Source organism: Streptomyces asiaticus (assembly GCF_018138715.1).
In the GTDB taxonomy this organism is placed as follows: domain Bacteria; phylum Actinomycetota; class Actinomycetes; order Streptomycetales; family Streptomycetaceae; genus Streptomyces; species Streptomyces asiaticus.
Map to the genome: position 1 here is coordinate 7,177,705 of NZ_JAGSHX010000006.1, position 20,506 is coordinate 7,198,210.

Sequence of the window (20,506 nt, forward strand, 5' to 3'; positions counted from 1 at the left end):
TTGTTTGCGCGTGATAGGTATCGTCAACACCCTTGACGCGGTGGTGAATCCGGAACCTGGGATGCGTGGGTGACGGCTCGGGGAGGTAGGGTTACTCTGCCCGGGGCGGGTGCCCTCGTACGGGTGGGGAGTGTCATGGAGCAGATAACGGTACGGAGCAGGCCACGAGTGCCTGCGGTCAACTGCGGAAGCGGTGCGTCAAGTGCGCGCCTCGAGCGCCATCTCGCGGTGATGGGCGGCCCTGCCGTCCCGCAGCGGGAGGCGGAGAGCGCCGCGGTGCTGATGCAGGAGCTGACCGCGCGCGATCACGCGCGCGCGAAGAACAGCCGGGGTGCGCGGGTGTCGCTGTTCGCGCCGCTGCGCCGGTTGCGCCGTTCGCTGTTCGGCAACCACGGCTGACCCGGCCGGCCCGTAGGCGTCTTCGTCGTCATCCCGGGCAGGCACGGGTCAACCGGTTCGCTCCAGCCGGTGAGTCCGTGCTGTGATCCACCCCACGTCGCTGTCGCCGTGGGATGCCGACGAGAGGCCACGACCGGCCGCAGTGGCCGCTGTGCGGCCGTGGCCGAGGGGACGCGCCCGGTTCCAGAGGCAGCTCGGACGCAGAGCCCGCTCGGTTGTGAGGGACGCGGGCTGAGAGCGGGCGGGCCCGGAGAAGGCATGTCCAGAGCAAGAGAAGGCATGCCCAGGGCGAACGAGCCTACGGAAGGCAGGCCCCGAGCGGGCGGGCTCGGAGAAGACACGACCAGGCCGGGCAGGCCCCGAGCGGGCGGGCTCGGAGAAGACACGACCAGGCCGGGCAGGCCCCGAGCGGGTCGCCGGGCTCAGAGCAGGGCGAACTGCCCCTCCGGGCCCTCCTCGTGGTGGTCCAGTACGGACGCCGGGCGCCGGGCCGCGCCGGGCACCGGCAGCACCCCCGCCTCCCGTAGCTCCGCCGTGTCGATCAGCGAGCCGTCCGCCACCCGGTCGGCCAGCGCCCGCAGCTCCGGGCGCAGCTCGGCGAGCAGCGCCAGCACCGTGATCAGCTCCAGCAGCTCCGAGGTCCAGGTGGACGGCCAGCCCGCCGGGCCGATGGCCTCCAGCGTGCCCGGCTCCCGCGCGGCGGTGCGCTGCTCGAACCAGGTCTCCAGCACCCGTACCCCGCCCGCCCGGAAGTCCCATGCGGCCTGGGGGACGGGGGAGATACGGCCCTCGCCCAGCATCAGGGCCTCCTCGTCCGGGCCGTAGTCCAGGGAGTCCGGCAGCCCGCTCGACGGAAGCGCGGCGCGGACATAGGGGCGCCGGCCACCCGGCATGCGCGGGCGTTCACCACTGTGCGCCCCGCGCGTATGCAGCCACAGCGCACGGCGGCCCAGCTCCACGCCCGATTCCCACAGCTCCGGGTCGGCGGTCAGGGGTACGGCGCACGGCGCGCCGCGCGCCGTGGCGGCGGTCCAGGCCAGGAACTCCTCGGCGGTCACCGGGCGGCCGAGCCGCGTGGTGAGGTGGTCCAGCAGCCCGGGCGCGAGATTGGGCTCCTGTCCGCCGGGGCGGCGGTAGAGCGGACGGATCCGGCCGGGGCGGCCCGCGGGGGAGTGGCCGTCCGGCAGCAGCGCGGAGAAGGTGAGCACCGGGTCCGGGTCCGGCCCCGCGGCCTCGACGACATGGATCTGCCGGTCGTCCGCCACCCGCCACAGCTCGGGGCGGGCGGCGTCGAGCAGCCGGTGATCCGGGATCAGCCACTGCCGGTCGAAGGGCCCGTGCGCGATCCGCACCGGCTCGGGGCACGGCCCGTCCTCGCGCGCCAGCCGGGCCGTGGAGGTGGCCTGGCCGGGCAGCTGCGGTACGGAGCTGTGCGGCGTACGGGCGCGGGTCGGCCGGAACAGCGCGGCCCGCGCCGCCTCGTCCTCGGCCCCGGTCAGCCGCTCCCAGCGTGCTCCGAGCGAGGCCGCGTCCGGTGCCATGACCCATGCGCGCCCGAGCCGCAGGGGCCCTACGGCCCACGGCATCAGGTCCCCCAGCGGTGGCGCCTCACGTTCTCCCACGCCCGGCATGGTATCGATGCGGCCCTGTCCTCCAAGGGTCTGCCCGACGTCCGGGGGTCTGCCCGACGTCCGGGGGTCTGCCCGACGTCCGGGGGTCTGCCCGACGTCCGGGGGTCTGCCCGACGTCGTCCGCCGCCACTCCGGTGGCTGACCGGCTGGGGTCTTTCCCCTCCCCGCCCCTTCCCGAAACCGGGGCCCTGCCCCGGCCCCCGGGGGCCAGGGGTCTTTCCCCTTCCCGCGGCATCCATATGCGGCTCCGCCGCGTGGCAGGGGCCTCGCCCCTGGGCCCCGGGGTCTGGGGCGGAGCCCCAGTTGTGGGAAGGGGCGGGGAGGGGGAAGCATCGACATGCGGCTCCGCCGCGTGGCCCGCCGCAGGCGCCAGGACCGCGCCGGACCCCTCTACTCCGCCTCGACCGTCACCGAGAACGAGAACCGGTCGCCCCGGTAGTGGATGCGGGCCACGTCCACCACGCGGCCGCTCTCGTCGTAGGTGACCCCCGTGTAGTGCAGGATCGGGCTGAGCAGCGGGACCTGGAGCAGCCGGGAGGTCTCGGGGTCGGCGAGGCGGGCCTCCACCGTGTCCGTGATCCGGCTGATCCGCACCCCCACCGCGTCCCGCAGCACCTTCGTCATCGGCCAGCGGGCGAGGTCCGCGAGGTCGATGCGGTCGGCCAGCTCGGGGCGGACCAGGTTCTCCGCCCAGTTGGTGGGCTCGCCGCTGTGGCCGTCCCGGCGCAGTCTGCGGTACGCGGCCGCCTCGTCCAGGTCGGGGAAGTACTCCGCGAGCGCCGCCGGCACCGGTTCCGGGCCGTGCTCCAGCACCGTCGTCCGCTCACCGGACTGCTGGGCCACGATCGCGTCCACCGACCCCAGCAGCCGCACCGGCGCGGCCCGCCGCGCGCTCGGCTCGATGAACGTGCCGCGGCGCCGGTGGCGGCTGATGAGCCCCTCGGTCTCCAGCTCCTTGAGCGCCTGCCGCATGGTGAGCACGCTGACCCCGTAGTGCTCGGCCAACTGGTCCTCGGTCGGCAGCCGCAGCGGATCGTGCGGGGCCCGCCCGAGTATCGAGGCCCGCAGCGACTGCGAGACCTGGTACCACAGCGGCAACTTGCGGTTGAGGGCGAGGGAGTCGGGGGCGAAGGTGGTCACACGGTCTCCGGTCGACGGCGGCAACGGCGGCGTTCAGGGGCGGAAATGGCGCTCCAGACCCTGCCATACGTCGTCATAGCGCCCCTGGAGGTGGTCCGCCTCCAGCGCCTGCCGGGTGGCCGTGACCGGCCAGCGCGTCTCGAACATGAAGGCCAGCCCGTCGTCCAGCCGGTGCGGCGTCAGCTCGGCCGCGCTCGCCCGCTCGAAGGTCTCATGGTCCGGGCCGTGCGCGGACATCATGTTGTGCAGCGAGCCACCGCCGGGGACGAAGCCCCCCGCGCCGCCGGTCTTCGCGTCGTACGCGCCCTCGATCAGCCCCATGTACTCGCTCATCACATTGCGGTGGAAGTACGGCGGCCGGAAGGTGTCCTCCCCGACCAGCCAGCGCGGGGCGAAGACCACGAAGTCGACGCCCGCGAGCCCGGGGGTGTCGGAGGGCGAGGTGAGCACCGTGAAGATGGACGGGTCCGGGTGGTCGTAGCTGATGGTGCCGAGCACATTGAAGCGGCGCAGGTCGTACACGTACGGCACATGGGCGCCGTGCCAGGCGACCACGTCCAGCGGCGAGTGGTCGTAGGTGGCGGCCCACAGATTGCCGCAGAACTTGTTGACCACCTGCACCGGGCGCTCCACGTCCTCGTACGCGGCGACCGGGGCGAGGAAGTCCCGGGGGTTCGCCAGCCCGTTGGCGCCGATCGGGCCGAGGTCGGGGAGGGTGAAGGGGCGGCCGTAGTTCTCGCACACATAGCCGCGCACCGACGGCTCCAGCGGCTCCACCCGGAACCGCACCCCGCGCGGGATCAGCGCCACATGCCCCGGCTCGGCGCGCAGCAGGCCGAACTCGGTGTGCAGCAGCAGCCCGCCCCGCTCGGGGACGATCAGCAGCTCGCCGTCCGCGTCGCTGAACACCCGGTCGGTCATGGGGGCGTTGGCGGCGTAGAGGTGGATGGCCATCCCCGCGCGCTGGGTGGCGTCGCCGTTGCCGCCCAGCGTCCACAGCCCGGCCAGGAAGTCGGTGCCCTCCGGCGGCTCCGGCAGCGGGTCCCAGCGCAGCCGGTTGGGGTCGGGCGCGGCCTCGGTGAAGGGCGCCCCGCGCAGCGCGCCGCCCGCGATGCGGGTGAACGGCGGATGCGCGGCGGAGGGCCGGATGCGGTACAGCCAGGAGCGCCGGTTGGTGGCGCGCGGCTCGGTGAAGGCGCTGCCGCTCAGCTGCTCCGCGTAGAGCCCGAGCGGTGCGCGCTGGGGGGAGTTGCGGCCGATGGGCAGTGCGCCGGGCACGGCCTCGCTGCTGTGCTCATTGCCGAAACCGGAGGCGTAGACCAGCTCTTCGGCCGTCTTGCGCGCCCGCTCGATGTCCTGCTCGTGTCCTCGCTGATCGCCACGCTGCTCGCCGTGCTGGATCCCCGTGCCGTCGCCCATCGCGCGCTCCCACCGCTCTGCCGCACACCGCTGGTTTCCCCTTGATTCCTATGTCAGACGATAGGAATCGAAACCCGGGCTCGTCAATGATCGGGCAGGATGGTGGCGTGCCCATACCGCCCCTCCGCCGCCATCCGGTCCAGCGCCGCAGCGCCGAGCGCCTCGGCCGGATCCTCGACGCGTGTGCCGAACTTCTCGACGAGATCAGCTACGAAGAGCTGAGCACCCGGGCCGTCGCCGAGCGCGCCAACGTGCCCATCGGCTCGGTCTACCGCTTCTTCTCCAACAAGCGGGCGATGGCCGAGGCCCTGGCCCACCGCAATCTGGACGAGTACGCCGCGCGGATCACCCGGCGGCTGGCCGCCTCGGACCCGGGCTCCGGCTCCGGTTCCGCCTCGGGGCCGGACGGGCGCGGCGGCTGGCGGGAGGCGATGGACGTCGTCGTGGACGAGTATCTGGCGATGAAGCGCGGGGCGCCGGGTTTCGCGCTCATCGAGTTCGGCCATCCGGTCCCGGCCACCGCGCCGCCGGAGCAGCCCAACCATCTCGTCGCCGACCGGCTGCGGACGCTGCTCGCCGACCGGCTCGGGACGGGCAGGGACGAGGCGGCCGAGGAGCGGCTGCGGGTGGCCTTCCTGCTCGCGGTCGAGGCGGCGGACGCGCTGCTGCGGCTGGCGTTCCGGATGGACCCGGAGGGCGATCCGGCGATCGTGGCGGAGACGAAGGAGCTGCTGCGCGCCTATCTGGCCCGGGTCCTGGACTGATCCGGGTCCTGGACTGATCCGGGGGCCTGGACTGATCCGGGGTCCGCTGGGAGGTCCGGTCGAACCGGGAGTTCCCGTCGACACCAGGTCCGGTCGACCGGGAGGTCCCGCCGACCCCAGGCCCGGTCGACCGGGAGTTCCCGCCGATCCCAGGTCCGGTCGACCGGGAGGTCCCGCCGATCCCAGGTCCGGTCTTCCGGGAGTTCCCACCGATCCCTCCCCGACATGCCTACCAGTCGGTATGGTGAGCGGGTCCGGCGCGTCATCGCGGCCTCGCCGCCGTCCCTGGGAGAGACCGATGAGCACTGCCCCGCGTATCTGCCCGCTCTGCGAGGCCACCTGCGGGCTGACCCTCACCATCGAAGAGGGGAGGGTGACCGGGGCGCGCGGCGATCGCGAGGACGTCTTCAGCCGCGGCTTCATCTGCCCCAAGGGCGCTGCGTTCGGGCAGCTCGACGCCGACCCCGACCGGCTGCGGCGCCCCCTCGTCCGCCGTGCCGGGCGTCTCGTGGAGACCGGCTGGGACGAGGCGTTCGCCGCCGTTGCGGAGGGGCTGGCCCCGCTGCTGCGCGAGCACGGGCCGCAGTCCGTGGGGGTCGTGCTCGGCAACCCCAATGTGCACACCGTGGCCGGCGGGCTCTATCCGCCGCTGCTGCTCGGCGCGCTGCGCACCCGTAACGTCTTCAGCGCCAGCACCCTGGACCAGATGCCCAAGCATGTCTCCAGCGGGCTGCTGTACGGGGACGCCAACGCGCTTCCGGTGCCCGACCTGGACCGTACGGACCATCTGCTGATGCTCGGCGCCAACCCGCTGGACTCCAACGGCAGTCTGTGCACCGCCCCCGACTTCCCCGGGCGGCTGCGAGCCCTGCGGCGGCGCGGCGGCCGGCTGGTGGTGGTCGACCCCCGGCGCACCCGTACGGCCGCGCTGGCCGACCGCCATGTGGCGATCCGGCCCGGCACCGACGCCCTGCTGCTCTTCGCCATGGTGCAGGTGCTGTTCGCCGAGGACCTGGTGGCGCCCGGCCCGCTCGCCGAGCATGTCAGCGGGGTGGCGGAGGTGCGGCGGCTGGCCGCGGACTTCCCGCCGGAGGCGGTGGCCGAGGCGTGCGATGTGCCCGCCGAGGAGATCCGCACCCTGACCCGTGAGCTGGCCGCCGCGTCGCAGGGCGTGGTGTACGGCCGAGTGGGCTCCACCACCGTCGAGTTCGGCACCCTCACCAGCTGGCTGGTCGATGTGGTCAACGTGCTCATCGGGCAGCTGGACCGGCCCGGCGGCATGATGTTCCCGCTCGCCGCGACCGGCCGCCGGGAGCGCCCGGCGCGGCCCGGGAAGGGGTTCGCGCTCGGCCGCTGGCACAGCCGGGTCAGCGGATACCCCGAGGCCAAGGGCGAACTGCCCACCGTCGCGCTGGCCGAGGAGATCGAGACCCCGGGCGAGGGGCGGATACGGGCGGTGCTGGCGCTCGCAGCCAACCCCGTGCTCTCCGCGCCGGACGGTGACCGCCTGGACCGGGCCCTGGCCGGGCTCGACTTCATGGTCAGCGTCGATCCGTATCTCAACGAGACCTCGTGCCACGCCCATGTGGTGCTGCCCCCGCCGCCGCCCAGCCGCAGCCCCCACTTCGACTACGCCTTCAACAGCCTGGCCGTGCGCAACCAGGTCCGCTACACCCGCCCCGCCATCCCGCTGGAGGCGGACCGGCTGAGCGAGAGCGCCATCCTGGCCCGGCTGGTGCTGTGCGTGAGCGGGAACGGCGGCGCCGACCCCGAGGCGGTGGACGCGATGGCGATCCAGGGGACGCTCGGCAAGGAGGTCGCCGACCCGTCCTCGCCGGTGCACGGACGCGACCCCGGCGAGCTGGCCGCGCTGCTGACCGGGGTGGACGGCCCCGAGCGCCGGCTGGACATGATGCTGCGGCTGGGCCCGTACGGCGACGGCTTCGGCGCCGACCCCGAAGGGCTGAGCCTGGAGAAGCTGCTCGCCCATCCGCACGGCATCGACCTGGGCCCGCTGCGGCCGCGCGTGCCGGGGTTGCTGAAGACCCGCAGCGGCACGGTGGAGCTGTGCCCGGAGCCGCTGGCCGCCGATGTGGAGCGGCTGCGCCGGTCGCTGGCCGACCGGCCCTCGGGGCTGCTGCTGGTCGGCCGCCGCCATCTGCGCTCCAACAACAGCTGGATGCACAACGTCCCGGCCCTGATGGGCGGCAGCAACCGCTGCACCCTCCAGGTGCACCCCGAGGACGCCACCCGGCTGGGGCTGGCGGACGGCGGTCTGGCCCGGGTCAAGGGCGAGGGCGGGGAGTTGGAGGTGCCGGTCGAGGTGACGGACGCGGTGCGGGCCGGAGTGGTGAGCCTGCCGCACGGCTGGGGCCATGCCCGCCCCGGCGTCCGGCTGTCCGTGGCCGGGGCCCGACCCGGGGTCAATGTCAACCAGCTCTTCGACGGCTCACGGCTGGATCCGCTCTCGGGGACGGCGGTGCTCAATGGCCACCCGGTGCGCGTATCACCCTCGCTACAGCACTGACCTGGGGTTTTGCGCTTATTGCTCACGCGTCAAGACCTTGTTAACGGAAAGTTTCCGCACCTAACGTCGCCTCGACCGCCAATTCTGGGGGAGTTCAAAGGCGAACGTGAGGTAGCCAAACTATGCTGACCATCCTCGGCTTCGTCATGATCGCGACATTCCTTGTCCTGATCATGATGAAGAAGATGTCCCCGATGGGCGCCCTGGTGCTCATCCCCGCGCTGTTCTGTGTGCTTGTCGGGAAGGGGGCGCACCTCGGGGACTACGTCCTCGAGGGCGTCGGCGATCTGGCACCCACGGCCGCGATGCTGATGTTCGCGATCATCTACTTCGGGGTGATGATCGACGTCGGCCTCTTCGATCCGATCGTCCGGCTCATCCTGCGGTTCTGCAAGGCGGACCCGATGCGGGTGGTGGTCGGCACCGCGATCCTCGCGGCGATCGTCTCGCTCGACGGCGACGGCTCCACCACCTTCATGATCACTGTGTCGGCCATGGTGCCGCTCTACCGGCGGCTGAAGATGAGCCTGGTGGTGATGACCGGTGTCGCGGCCATGGCCAACGGCGTGATGAACACGCTGCCCTGGGGCGGCCCGACCGCCCGCGCCGCCACCGCGCTCAAGGTCGACGCCAGCGACATCTTCGTGCCGATGATCCCGGCCCTCGCGGTCGGTCTGCTCTTCGTGATCGCCCTCTCCTACGGCCTGGGGCTGCGGGAGCGCAAGCGGCTCGGCGTGCTGACCCTGGACGAGGTCACCGCAGGCGACCCGGAGCAGGTGCTGGTCGGCGCGGGCTCCGGCGGCAACGGGGCCAAGGGCCGTAAGGGCGTCAAGGCCGCGCTGACCGGCGGCGGAGCGGGCTCCGGCACCGACGCGGAGGCCCCGTCCTCGAAGGGCTCCGGTTCCTCGGACGGCTCCGGTTCCTCGGACGCCGCCGACGAGGACGACGACGAGTTGAAGGGGCTCGACCCCCACCGCGCCACCCTGCGCCCCAAGCTCTACTGGTTCAACGCGGCCCTGACCGTCGCGCTGCTCGCCCTGATGGTGACCGAGACCATGCCGATCCCGGTCCTCTTCCTGCTCGCCGCCGCCGTCGCGCTCACCGTCAACTTCCCGAACATGAAGGACCAGAAGGCGCGCGTGGCCGCGCACGCCGAGAACGTCGTCAACGTCTCCGGAATGGTCTTCGCCGCGGCCGTCTTCACCGGCGTCCTCACCGGCACCGGCATGGTCGAGCACATGGCCCGCTGGCTGGTCGACGGCGTCCCCGAGGGCATGGGCCCGCACATGGCCATCGTCACCGGTGTGCTGTCCCTCCCGCTCACCTACTTCATGTCCAACGACGGCTTCTACTTCGGCATCGTGCCGATCCTCGCCGAGGCCGGGGCCGCCCACGGGGTCTCCGCGCTGGAGATCGCCCGCGCCTCGCTCGTCGGTCAGGCCCTGCACATGTCGAGCCCGCTGGTCCCCGCCGTCTACGTGCTCGTCGGCATGGCGAAGGTCGAATTCGGCGACCACACCCGGTTCACCGTGAAATGGGCGGCGCTCACCTCGCTGGTGGTGCTCGGCGCCGGTCTCGCGTTCGGCATCATCTGAGCCGTGAAGATCCCGAAGCCCGGTAGGGGCTGGCTGCTGCGCCTGGTCATCGCCTTCTCGTTCACCCAGGGGGCGGTGAGCATGGCGCGGCCGGCCGTCTCCTACCGGGCGCTCGCGCTCGGTGCCGACGCCCGTGCCATCGGCGTGATCGCCGGTATCTACGCCCTGCTGCCGCTGTTCGCCGCCGTACCCCTCGGGCGGCGCACCGACCACGGGCGGTGCGCCCCGCTGCTGCCCATCGGGGTCGCCCTCATCGCCACCGGCTGCGCGTTCAGCGGCACGGCCGGATCGCTGCCCGCGATGGCCGCGTGGAGCGGGGTGATGGGCCTCGGCCATCTGTCGTTCGTCATCGGCGCCCAGTCCATCGTCGCCCGCCAGAGCGCGCCCGAGGACCAGGACCGCAACTTCGGCCACTTCACCATCGGCGCCTCGCTCGGCCAGCTCATCGGGCCCATCGCGGCCGGTCTTGTGGTCTCAGAACACGACGGGGCGATGGGCCGCACCAGCGCCGCCGCGCTGCTCGTCTCCGCCGCCCTCGCGGCCTTCTCCGTCACCTCGCTGTGGCGCATCGAGCGCCGCCCCGACGGCACGGCGGCCGGGCCCGCCAAGGAGGCCCCGGCCCGCAAGGTCTCCGTACGGTCCATCCTGACCACCCGCGGGGTCGCCTCCGGCATGTTCATCAGCCTCGCCGTGCTCTCCGCCACCGACATCCTCACCGCCTATCTGCCGGTCGTCGGCGAACAGCGCGGTATCTCGCCCGCGGTCGTCGGTGTGTTGCTCAGCCTGCGCGCCGCCGCCACTGTGGCCTGCCGGCTCGCCATGACCCCGATGATCCGGCTGATGGGCCGCACCGTGCTGATGGCCGTCAGCTGTCTGGGCGCCGCGCTGCTGTGCGCGGGCATCGCCCTGCCGGTGCCCGCCTGGGCGCTCGGGGTGCTGCTGGCCGGGCTCGGCTTCTGCCTCGGCGTCGGCCAGCCGCTGTCGATGACGACCGTCGTCCAGGCGGCCCCCGAGGGGGCGCGCAGCACGGCCCTCGCGCTGCGGCTCACCGGCAACCGGCTCGGCCAGGTGGCCGCGCCCGCCTCCGCCGGTCTGCTCGCGGGGCTCGCGGGCACCGCCGCCCCCTTCGTCATGCTGGGCGGGCTGCTGCTGATATCGGCGGCGATAGCCGTCCGGCCGCTGCGCGGTCACCCGGCCGCGGATCCCCCCGCGGCTCCCGCCGCGGACCCCGCCGGGGACCGGCCGGTGCCGGGGAAACGGCCCGCCGAGGGGCGTACGCAGGAGTCCTCGGCCTCGCGGGGCACGGGACCGCCTCCCCGGTGAGCCGACAGTGAGCTGGGCTCAGGGCCGCTCGCCGTCGACCATGGCCAGCCACGCCCTGGAGGCGTTCCCGAACGGCTCGGCGCGCCCGTCGACCGCGTCCATCAGCCACCGCCCCGCCGCCTCGGCCTCCGCTATGACGTCCGCCGGATAGCCGTACCGCACCTGGTGCTCGGCGAACTCGTCCTCGTCGTCCATCAGGGTCGAGCCGTCGGTCCGCTTGCGGATCACATCGAGGTCCAGGTCCACCATCGAGACCTCGTGGGAGGAGAGCCACTCGGGAGGCGTGGCGATGTCGCAGTAGATCTCGGTCTCCCGGGGCGGGGCGTTGAACGCCGCGGTCCACCACGCGTCGCGCGGGAGGAGGATCACATGCGCGCAGGCGATCGGCACCATCGGGCCGTACCCCTTGCGCATCACGCCGCCGCCGGGGAGCCCCAGCCAGACGCCGTGTTCGTCCTCGCCCAGCCTGCGCATCCGCAGGTTCCAGTGCAGAGAGCCGTCGTACTTGCGGTAGTTGACGGATACGAGATCGGGCATGAGCCGATCCTATGCGGTGGCCGGAGCGGTGTGCCGCCTACCATCGGTGCGATGGACACCCCCGTATCGCCGTGGAAGGACCGCGCGGGACCGCAGGACAGGCCGCTGGCGGATGCGGGGAGCGAGGACTTCCTCCACCACCGTGAGCTGCTCTTCTCCATCGTCTACAACATGCTCGGCACGGTCGCCGACACCGAGGACGTGGTGCAGGAGACCTGGCTGTCCTGGGCGTCGGTCCAGGACAAGGAGATCGCCAACCCGCGGGCCTATCTGGTGCGGATCGCCGTCAACCACGCGCTCAGCCAGATGCGCCGGGCCCGCCGCAGCCGGGAGAGCTATATCGGCCCCTGGCTGCCCGAGCCCGTGCTGACCGGACCGGACACCCCCGACACCGCGATCCGCACCGAATCGGTGTCCCTGGCGATGCTGGTGGTCCTGGAGACGCTGACCCCCTTGCAGCGGGCGGTGTTCGTGCTGCGCGAGGCGTTCGCGTACGACCACGCGGAGATCGCCGCGATCCTGGGGCGCAGCCCGGCCGCCGTCCGCCAGCTCGCCCACCGCGCCAAGGAGCGCGTCGAGGCCCGGCGGCCGCGCTACGACCTCGACCGCTCCACCCAGCGCATCGTCACCGAGCGGTTCCTCGACGCGGCCATCGGCGGCGACCTCGACGCCCTGATGGACGTCCTGGCCCCGGAGGTGGTCATGTGGAGCGACGGCGGGGGCAAGCGCCGCGCCGCGCTCCGGGTGATCGAGGGCCGGGACAAGGTGGCCCGCCTGGTCGCCGCCGTCAGCGCGCAGTTGCCCACCTTCGACGCGCGCCCGGTGCAGATCAACGGGGGCCCGGGGGTGGTCCTGTTCCTCGGCGGGACGCTGTACGCGGCCGCGGTGTTCGACCCCGCGCCCGACGGCGAGCGGGTGCGCGGCATCTACGGCCTGATCAACCCCGACAAGCTCGGGCGACTGGCCGAGTCCGTCCACCCTCCGGCTGCCAGACTGGCCCCATGACAGAGCTGAACGGGGAACCGGCGGGCATCCGCGAGCTGACGGCGCTGGCCATGACCAACTACGGCCACTTCACCACCATGCGGGTGGCGGACGGTCGGGTGCGCGGGCTGTCCCTCCATCTGGACCGGCTGGTACGGGACTGCGGTGTGCTGTTCGGCACCGACCCGGACCGGGACCGGATCCGCGAACTGGCCCGGCGCGCGGTCGCGGACACCGCGGGACCGCTCACTGTGCGGGTGACCGTGTACGACCCCGACCTCGGGCTGGAGCGGCCCGGGGCCGAGGCCACGCCGCGGATCCTGGTCACCACCCGGCCCGCCGCCGCGCCCTCGCTGCCCCCGCTGAGCGTGCGCACCGCGGCGCACCACCGCGATCTGCCGGAGGTCAAACACGTCGGCCTGTTCGGGCTGTTGCGGCTGCGCCGCCTGGCCCAGCTCGACGGCTACGACGACGTGCTGCTGACGGACGAGCGGGGCGCGGTGTCCGAGGGCGCGACCTGGAACGTGGGCTTCTTCGACGGCGAGCGCGTGCTGTGGCCGGACGCCGTGTGTCTGCCCGGCGTCACGCAAGAGCTCGTCCGCCGCGGCTACGGCGGCCCGCAGCACACCGCGCGGATCGACCGCGAACGGCTCGGCGAACTGCGGGCGGCGTTCGCCCTCAACGCGGGGGTGGGCGTACGGCCGATCCGGTCGATCGACGGGGTGGAGTTCGACCCGGACCATCCCGTCCTGGCCACGCTGCGCAAGGAGTACGCCACGACGGAAGCGGAACCGCTGTAGCGCGAGACGCCCCGCACCGCCCACGGCGGACTGCTCCCCTCCCCGCCCCTCCCCGAAACTAAGGCTCCGCCCCAGCCCCCGTACCGGGGCTCCGCCCCAGCCCCCGGTCCGGGGTTCCGCCCCAGCCCCCGTACCGGGGCTCCGCCCCAGCCCCCGGTCCGGGGTTCCGCTCCAGCCCCCGTACTGGGGCTTCGCCCCAGCCGCCGTACCGGGGTTCCGCTCCAGCCGCCGTACCGGGGCTCCGCCCCAGCCGCCGGAACGGGGTGTCGTCCCAAGCCTCGGTCCGGGGTTTCGTCCCAGACCCTGGGTCGGGGTTCCGCTCCGGGCCCCGGGGCGGGGTTCCGCTTCAGGCCCCGGAGCGGGGCTTCGCTCCAGGCCTCGGTGCGGGGTTTCGTCCCAGACCTCGGGTCGGGGCTCCGCCCAGACCCCGGCCGGGGTTTCGTCCCGGGGCCTGGGCTGGGGTTTTGTCCCGGGCTCCGGGGCGGGGCTCCGCCCCAGCCCCCGTCCCGGGGCTCCGCCCGAGCCCCGGGGCCGGGGCGTCGCCTCAGCCCCCGGGCCGGGGCTTCGCGCCTTCCCGCGGCGTCCATATGCGGCTCCGCCGCGTGGCGGGGGCCCGGGGTCCAGGGGCGGAGCCCCTGGTATCGGGAAGGGGCGGGGAGGGGAAAGAGCCGCCGGACACCCCGGAGCGTGGGCCGCCGTACACGAGCCCTCTCGTGCGTCAGCCCGTGAAGGCCCGATCGCCGTCGCGCCGGGGCGCCGGTGCCGAGGGCTCCTCGCGCAGGCCGTAGCGGCTGTGCAGCCGTCGCAGTGGTGCCGGAGCCCACCACGTGGCGCGCCCGCCCAGCCGCATCGCGGCGGGCAGCACGGCCCCACGGATGAGCGTCGCGTCCATCAGCACGGCCAGCGGCAGCCCGACCCCGTACGCCTTCACCAGCGAGATACCGGAGACGGTGAACGCCAGGAAGACCACCGAGATCGCCACCGCCGCCGCCGTCACGATGCGGCCGGTGCGCTCCAGCCCCTGGGCGACGGCGGCCGTCGGCGAGCCGGTCAGCTCGTACTCCTCGCGCATCCGGGACAGCAGGAAGACCTGGTAGTCCATCGCGAGTCCGAAGGCGAGGCCGAAGAGCATCACCGGGATCGTGGCGGCGATGTTGCCGGTCGGGGTGAAGTCGCCGAACAGCCCCGCGAGATGGCCGTCCTGGAAGACCCACACCAGCGCGCCGAAGGTGGCCGTCAGGCTCAGCGCGCTGAGCACCAGCGCGAGGAACGGCAGCATCACGCTTCCGGTCACCAGGAACAGCAGCACCAGCATGGTCAGCAGCACCGTGCCCAGGGCGTACGGGAGCCACTTCTCCAGCGCCGCCGCGGCGTCGTGATTGGTGGCCGCGGCCCCGCCCACCAGCGCCTCGAACGGCGCCTTCTGCGACCGGATCTCGCCGACCAGCCGGTCCGCGTCATCCGCGCTGGCCGTCTCCGGCACCACGGAGAAGTAGACCGCGTCACCCGAGGCGAAGCGCGCGTACCGCTGATCGGGCGGGGCGGCCCGGCGGCCCTCGGCATAGGCGCCGGTGGCGGTGCGCACCGCGGCCACATGCGGCAGCTGGGACAACCGCTTCGCGTACGCGCCGACGGCCGCCCGGTCGGAGCCCCCGTCGGGCGCCACGACCTGGAGCGCGTTCTGCTCGCTGCTGTCGAACTCGGCGCGTACGGCGTCGGCCACCTGACGTGCCGACGAGGACGCGGGCATCACCCGCTCGTCCGGCATGCCGAGGTTGATGCCCAGGAACGGCGCGCCGAGCAGCAGCAGGAACGCGGTCACGATGGTCACGATCGGCACCGGGCGCCGCATCACGGTGGTGGCCAGCCGGTGCCAGAAGCCGCTCTCCACGCTCCGCGCGGCGGCCTCGGAGCCCGTCCCACCGGCCGTCGCGGTCCGCCGCCTGCGGAACACCCGGCCCTTCTCGACCCGGTCACCGAGCAGGGCTAGCAGCGCCGGCAGCACGATGAGCGAGGACGCCCCGGACAGCAGCGCCGTGAGCGCCCCCGCATAGCCCATGGACCGCACCGCCTGGAGCGGGAACCAGGCCATGGCCAGGGACGATACGGCCACGGTCAGCGCCGAGAAGGTCACCGTGCGCCCGGCGGACGTCAGCATCGCCCGGATGGCCTCCGGCGGGGCGAGCCCGGACCGCAGCTCCTCGCGGTAGCGGCTGACCATCAGCAGGCTGTAGTCGATGGCCAGGCCCAGGCCCAGCAGGGTCACCACGCTCGCCGCGAGCGAGCCGACCGTCGTGACGCTCGCCAGGATCCACGTCAGACCCATCGTCAGCATCATCGCCACCAGGGCGACGGCCAGCGGCAGCGCCGCGGCCACCGCGCTGCCGAAGATGAACACCAGCGCGACCAGGGTGATCGGGATGGCGACCGTCTCACCGGTGGTGGCGTCCTTCTGGCCCTGCTCCAGCAGCTCCCGCTGGAACTTCGTATAGCCGCCGAACTTCACCTCCAGCCCGTCCCGCGCCCCCTCGTAGCGGTCCGCCAGCTCGGCGACCCGCTTCTGCGAGGTGGTGTCGTCCCCGGTGACCGTGCCCATGATCAGGGCCTTGTGGCCGCTCCTGCCCCGCAGCTGCGGGGCCTTCCCGGTGGTCCAGTAGGAGCTGACGTTCGCCACTCCGGGTTCCTCGCCCAGCTTCCGGGTGAGCTCGGTGCCCGCCGCCGTCACGGACGGGTCGTCCACCCGCCCCTTCGACGTCACCAGCAGCGTGAGATTGGGCAGCCCCTGCCCGAACCTCTTGTCCAGCGCGGTGATCGCCCGCGATGACTCCGACTTCGGATCGTCGAAACCACCCGCCGTCAGCTTGTCGAACAACGTCGTACTCGCCACCCCGCCGACCACGGCGAGCAGCAGGCCGACGACCAACACCGCCAGGCGCTTCCGCACGACGAACCCGGCCAGTCTGTCCAGCATTCCCTTTTCCTTCCTCGATCCCACGGCGTCTGGATTCCGTCTCGGCATCCCAGACGCCGAGCCCCTCCCGGATGTGACATCCCCGGCCGACGCCGCTCCACGAGCGGCCGTCAGAACCGGTCCCGGCGCTCCTGAACCGCCCGGTCCACCAGCGGCCCGGCCGCCCCCGGATAGTTCGCCGGGTCCAGCAGGGCGGCCAGCTCCTCCGGTGTGAAACGACCCGCGAGCTCGGGGGCGTCGGCCAGCACCTCGCCCAGCGTCCGCCCGCCGCGCGCCGCCTCCGCCGAGGCCCGGGCCATCAGCTCCTTCGCGGGCCCCTTGCCCAGCACTGGGCTCAGGGCCGCGGCCAGCCGCTCGGAGACGATCAGCCCGCCGGTCAGCCCCAGATGGACGCGCATCCGGTCCGGGAAGACGGCAAGACCCTCGACCAGTTCGACGGCCGTGTGCGCCGCCCCGCCCGTCAGCCGCAGACACTCGCGCAGCGGAAGCCACTCGGCGTGCCATGCCCCGGCCGGCCGCTCGTCCTCCGCGAGCATGCACCCCATGACGGCGCTGGCCAGCGCCGGCACCTGGAGGGCGGCGGAGCGCACCAGCGTGGCCAGGGCGGGGTTGCGCTTGTGCGGCATCGCGGAGGACACCCCGCGGCCCTCGGCGGCGGGCTCGGCGACCTCGGCGGTCTCGGTGCGCGACAGCAGCTGCACATCCACCGCGATCTTGCCCAGCGCCCCGGTGGCCAGGGCCAGTTGGGCGGCCAGCCCCGCGACCGGCGTACGGGCGGTGTGCCAGGGCAGAACGGGCTCGTTCAGCCCGACCTGCGCGGCGAACTCCGCCATCAGCCGCTCCGCGAACTCGCCAGGCCCCGGCGCCCCGGGCCGCGTCCCCCGGTCCATCAGGGCGTACTCGGTGTAGCCCGCCAGCGTGCCCGCCGCGCCGCCGAGCTGCACCGGCAGTTCGTGGTCGCGGATCCGGGCCAGCCGGGCCGCCGCGTCCTCCACCCCGCTCAGCCAGCCCGCCGCCTTCAGCCCGAAGGTGGTGGGCACGGCGTGCAGGGCGAGCGTACGGCCGGGCATCAGCGTGTCCCGGTGCGCCACGGCCAGCCCGCGCAGCGCCCGCGCGATCCGCTCCAGGTCCGCCACCAGGGGTACGAGGGTCCGGCGCGCCACCAGCATGGCGGCGGTGTCCATGATGTCCTGGCTGGTCGAGCCGCGGTGCACATACTCCGCGGCGGCCGGGTCCGCCGCGGCCACCAGCGCGGTGAACGCCCGGACCAGCGCCACCACGGGGTTGGCCGCGCCCCGGGCCAGCCGGGCGATCTCCACCACGTCCAGGTGCTCGGCCCGGGCGAGGTCGGTGATGGTGCGGGCCGCCGCCCCGGGCACCAGGCCCAGCCGCGCCTGCGCCCGTACCAGGCCCGCCTCGGCGTCCAGCATCGCCTGGAGCCAGGCGCCGTCTGAAGTGGTGGCCTCGGCCGGGGTGCCGGCCCGGACAGGGCTCAGCAGGCCCGCGTCGGCAGGGCGCGGGGCGCCGTCGGTCGTATCGCTCACGGCGTCGGTCATGGGACGGAAACCTCGATGGTCTCGGGGCCGGTGGGGCCGTTGGGGTCGGTGGGCGAGCCGTCGCGCAGCGCCAGCACGGCACGCGAGATGGCGTCGGCATCAGAAAGGATCACAGAGCCGACGCCCGGCCGGACACCCGCGGCCGTGGCCCAGTGGACGGATTCGGTGGGCACACCGAAGGCGAACCGCCGTGGATGCGGCCGCCCCGCTCCATCCAGCAGGTGGTAGGGGCTGGGCCCCACGGCGAGCCCGCCCGTCTCGAGCCCGCCCGGCCCGTTGCCGGTGCCAGTGCCGTTGCCTGCGCCGCCGACCGCATACGGCCCGCACTGACCGCTCGTCAGCAGCCCCGACAGCAGCGGATCGGCGCTGGAGCGCACATCGGTGCCCGGCAGCCGGGCGTCGATCAGCGTGGTCGCCCGCCGCCGCGAGCCGGGCACGGCACGGGACTCCAGGACGAAGGCACCCTCCTCGGCGTCGGCGCGCGCCACGGTGCGCGGGCCCAGCACGGTCAGCACACCCGCCTCGATGAGCGCGACCGCCTCCTCGATCCGCCGGGCCGGGGGACCGATCGACACGAAGGCGTTCAGCGGGGTGTACCAGGCGTCCAGGTCCTCGCGGTGCGAACGGGCCGTCAGCCCGCCGTGGTCCACCACCAGCCGTATCTCGTTGCGCAGATCGCGCAGCACGTCCAGGGCCGCCTTCAGCGGGCCGTGCACATTGCCCGCGCGCGCCGCCTCCAGGTCCGCCCGCAGATACCCCAGCAGCCAGGACCGGAACGCGGCGGGCGAGCGGAGGCCGTCGGCGGGGCAGGGCCGGGCGATCCGGCCCCAGTTCCAGCGCTCCCGGAGCGGGATACCGCTCTCGGTCAGCAGCCGGTCCTCCGCCGCGCTGCCCCGGGGAGCCGACGGATAGGCGGCGCGCAGCCGGTGCGCGGCCGCCTCCCGCCCCCGGGAGGTGAGCAGCACGGTGTAGTAGACCGTCTCCACCTCCTTGGAGATCAGCGGCCACAGCTCGGAGCGGAAGTCCAGACCGCCCCGCTCACGGGCCCGCCGCCGCAGACCGCGGATCACCTCCGGGGTCAGCACCAGCGGATGGTGACGGCCGTGCGGGCCCTTCTGGTTCTCGCCCCGGGAGTGGAACGGCACGCCCCGGCGCGAGCCCGCCAGCAGCCGCGGCTCCCGGCCCGAGGGCCGGTAGACCAGACGTCCCGCCCGCCGTTCGAACCGGCCGTCCCGGCCCTCGGTGAGCAGCGCCAGATAGTCGAAGAAGTTCAGCCCCAGCCCCAGCAGGCCCACCGCCTCCCCGGGCCGGACGCCGGACAGATCCACCTCGGCCGGACTGGCGGGCGGGAGGTAGCGCAGGCCCCGCGCCTCGGCGAAGGCCGCGTGGGCCGCCTCCCGCGGCGAGCGCCGCTGCGGCAGATGGCCCTGGGCCAGCACCACCGCGTGCAGCCCCGCCAGCCGGGTGCCGTCCTCCAGGACGACGGTCTGCGCCCCGCCCGCCGTGCGCTCCTCGAGCCCGACCGCCCGCGAGCGGTGGGACACCGTGCGGACGGACGCCGGAGCGGTGCCGGTCACCCGGCGGTGGACCCACTCCAGATAGTGGCCGTGGAAGGCGCGGGTGGGGTACGAGTCGGGGCCCAGGCGCCGCGCCTCGGCGAGGACGTCCTCGCCGTACCCGGCCTCGTACCCGACCTCGTCGAGACCGCCGGTGAGGCTCACGAACCGGGCCCACTCGTACAGGCTGGGCCCGGGGAGCACCGGCCCGGCCATCTCCACGGTCTCGTCCGTGAACAGGGTGACCTGTCCGGCGACGGTGTTCATGAGCAGATGGCGGGACTGGTCGGAGCGCCAGACCCGCCCCGCCCCCGGCGGATACGGGTCCACCACATGGACGGTGACCGAGGTGGTGGGCGCCTGCGCGGCGTTGGCGCACAGCCGCTCCAGGACCGAGAGCCCCCGGGGCCCGGCACCGATGAGGCAGACGTCCAGACGTTGCGTGGTCATGGTCATTCTCCGTGGACGAAGGGCCGGGACGCGGCTCAGCCCGAGGCCGCGCCGCGGACGGCCGCCTCCCGCTCCTCGTGGTGCGGTGCGCCGGCCGGGGCGGGGCCGCCGGGGTCGTCGGGGACCTCGGCCGGGCCCCGGTTCCAGGCCCACGGCGAGCGGCCCTCCTCGCGGACCTTGCGGTACAGCAGCACGCAGTAGGCCGCGTCGATGGTCCAGACGGTCAGGAAGAGGAAGATGAACAGGTGGTGGCCCGGGTACATCACCAGCACCGTCCAGCCCGCGAAGAACGATCCGATGCCCTTGGCGAGCGCCACGTACATCGACTGCCCGAGCGAGGAGCCGCGCCGGCCCAGCATGAAGATGAAGGACAGGCTCAGGAACACGTTCAGCCCGGTGCCGGTGTAGATGCCGGTGGCGTCCTTGAGCTCATAGGTGGTCATGATGTGGAAGACCGCGGACCAGGCGATGACGCCGAAGACCATCCACCGGAAGGCCCGCCGGCTCATGCCGGGATAGTCCTTCCATCCGTAGGCCAGCGTCTGCCGGAGGATGAAGCAGTCGACCAGGAACCAGCTGAGGTTGATCGGGCGTTGCACATCGGCCTGGTCCAGGATCAGGGAGAGGGTGAACTCCCAGGCGAGGTTGACCTCGACCACGAAGACGGGAATCCCCACCCGCTTGTCCAGTTTGGCGCGGTAGATGGCGAGTCCGTACGCCACCAGCCAGCCCGATGCGCACGGGCCCATCAGGATCCAGAACAGCCAACTCGGCCGGTCCGCCTCCGGCAGCGTCACCGGGGCGACGTTCGGGAGGTCGATGAGAGCGGGCGGGAACCACACGGCTAATTACCC

15 protein-coding genes are annotated in these 20,506 nt (G+C 73.4%); 7 read left to right on the top strand and 8 right to left on the bottom strand.

Going from position 1 to position 20,506, the window contains the following annotated elements; all coding sequences use genetic code 11:
* Window positions 1-135 precede the first annotated feature (135 nt).
* Complete coding sequence (locus tag KHP12_RS38495) at window positions 136-399, top strand: hypothetical protein (protein ID WP_037950004.1); 264 nt, start codon at window positions 136-138, stop codon at window positions 397-399.
* A 422-nt stretch (window positions 400-821) separates the two neighbouring features.
* Here the strand turns inward: KHP12_RS38495 and KHP12_RS38500 are convergent, their stop codons facing one another.
* From KHP12_RS38500 to hmgA, 3 genes are all read right to left on the bottom strand, one after another.
* The gene (locus KHP12_RS38500; RefSeq protein WP_086883906.1) at window positions 822-2,030 is read right to left on the bottom strand and encodes a type ISP restriction/modification enzyme; all 1,209 of its coding nucleotides are present in this window, start codon (window positions 2,028-2,030) and stop codon (window positions 822-824) included.
* A 390-nt stretch (window positions 2,031-2,420) separates the two neighbouring features.
* Entirely contained in the window at window positions 2,421-3,170 is a 750-nt protein-coding gene (locus KHP12_RS38505) for a GntR family transcriptional regulator (RefSeq protein ID WP_211834206.1), read from the bottom strand.
* Between the two features lie 33 nt (window positions 3,171-3,203).
* On the bottom strand, window positions 3,204-4,589 hold the full coding sequence (hmgA, locus tag KHP12_RS38510; RefSeq protein ID WP_246643234.1) for a homogentisate 1,2-dioxygenase: 1,386 nt from the start codon (window positions 4,587-4,589) through the stop codon (window positions 3,204-3,206).
* Window positions 4,590-4,675: 86 nt separating this feature from the next.
* On the opposite strand from hmgA, the gene KHP12_RS38515 reads away from it, so the two are divergent.
* The 4 genes from KHP12_RS38515 (at window position 4,676) to KHP12_RS38530 (ending at window position 10,798) form a co-directional block, all read left to right on the top strand.
* A complete protein-coding gene (locus tag KHP12_RS38515) occupies window positions 4,676-5,353 on the top strand; it encodes a TetR/AcrR family transcriptional regulator (RefSeq protein WP_086884401.1) in 678 nt (225 codons plus the stop codon).
* Between the two features lie 298 nt (window positions 5,354-5,651).
* Window positions 5,652-7,880: a molybdopterin oxidoreductase family protein gene (locus tag KHP12_RS38520; RefSeq protein ID WP_211834207.1), complete on the top strand. Its 2,229-nt coding sequence runs from the start codon at window positions 5,652-5,654 to the stop codon at window positions 7,878-7,880.
* Between the two features lie 122 nt (window positions 7,881-8,002).
* Window positions 8,003-9,475: a CitMHS family transporter gene (locus KHP12_RS38525; protein WP_086884403.1), complete on the top strand. Its 1,473-nt coding sequence runs from the start codon at window positions 8,003-8,005 to the stop codon at window positions 9,473-9,475.
* A gap of 3 nt (window positions 9,476-9,478) precedes the next feature.
* The gene (locus tag KHP12_RS38530; RefSeq protein WP_086884404.1) at window positions 9,479-10,798 is read left to right on the top strand and encodes an MFS transporter; all 1,320 of its coding nucleotides are present in this window, start codon (window positions 9,479-9,481) and stop codon (window positions 10,796-10,798) included.
* 18 nt (window positions 10,799-10,816) lie between these two features.
* On the opposite strand, the gene KHP12_RS38535 is transcribed toward KHP12_RS38530, so the two are convergent.
* Window positions 10,817-11,335 (bottom strand): DUF402 domain-containing protein, encoded by a 519-nt coding sequence (locus tag KHP12_RS38535; protein ID WP_086884405.1) that lies wholly within the window; start codon window positions 11,333-11,335, stop codon window positions 10,817-10,819.
* A 51-nt stretch (window positions 11,336-11,386) separates the two neighbouring features.
* Here KHP12_RS38535 and sigJ point away from each other — a divergent pair, with 51 nt between their 5' ends.
* Window positions 11,387-12,340, top strand: a complete 954-nt coding sequence (sigJ, locus tag KHP12_RS38540; RefSeq protein WP_086884406.1) for an RNA polymerase sigma factor SigJ — start codon at window positions 11,387-11,389, stop codon at window positions 12,338-12,340.
* Window positions 12,337-13,119 (top strand): aminotransferase class IV family protein, encoded by a 783-nt coding sequence (locus KHP12_RS38545; protein ID WP_086884407.1) that lies wholly within the window; start codon window positions 12,337-12,339, stop codon window positions 13,117-13,119. The genes sigJ and KHP12_RS38545 overlap by 4 nt, the downstream gene beginning before the upstream one ends.
* Window positions 13,120-13,837: 718 nt before the next feature.
* On the opposite strand, the gene KHP12_RS38550 is transcribed toward KHP12_RS38545, so the two are convergent.
* The 4 genes from KHP12_RS38550 to KHP12_RS38565 form a co-directional block, all read right to left on the bottom strand.
* On the bottom strand, window positions 13,838-16,090 hold the full coding sequence (locus tag KHP12_RS38550) for an MMPL family transporter (protein WP_246648813.1): 2,253 nt from the start codon (window positions 16,088-16,090) through the stop codon (window positions 13,838-13,840).
* A gap of 110 nt (window positions 16,091-16,200) precedes the next feature.
* Window positions 16,201-17,646, bottom strand: coding sequence for a nitrosuccinate lyase (locus KHP12_RS38555; protein ID WP_210609117.1), 1,446 nt, complete (start codon window positions 17,644-17,646; stop codon window positions 16,201-16,203).
* Window positions 17,643-19,652 carry an FAD/NAD(P)-binding protein gene (locus tag KHP12_RS38560; RefSeq protein ID WP_086884212.1) on the bottom strand — a complete coding sequence of 670 codons (2,010 nt, stop codon included), beginning with the start codon at window positions 19,650-19,652 and terminating at the stop codon, window positions 17,643-17,645. The genes KHP12_RS38555 and KHP12_RS38560 overlap by 4 nt, the downstream gene beginning before the upstream one ends.
* Window positions 19,653-19,687: 35 nt before the next feature.
* Window positions 19,688-20,494 (bottom strand): transmembrane-type terpene cyclase, encoded by an 807-nt coding sequence (locus tag KHP12_RS38565; RefSeq protein ID WP_086884211.1) that lies wholly within the window; start codon window positions 20,492-20,494, stop codon window positions 19,688-19,690.
* Between the last annotated feature and the right edge of the window lie 12 nt (window positions 20,495-20,506).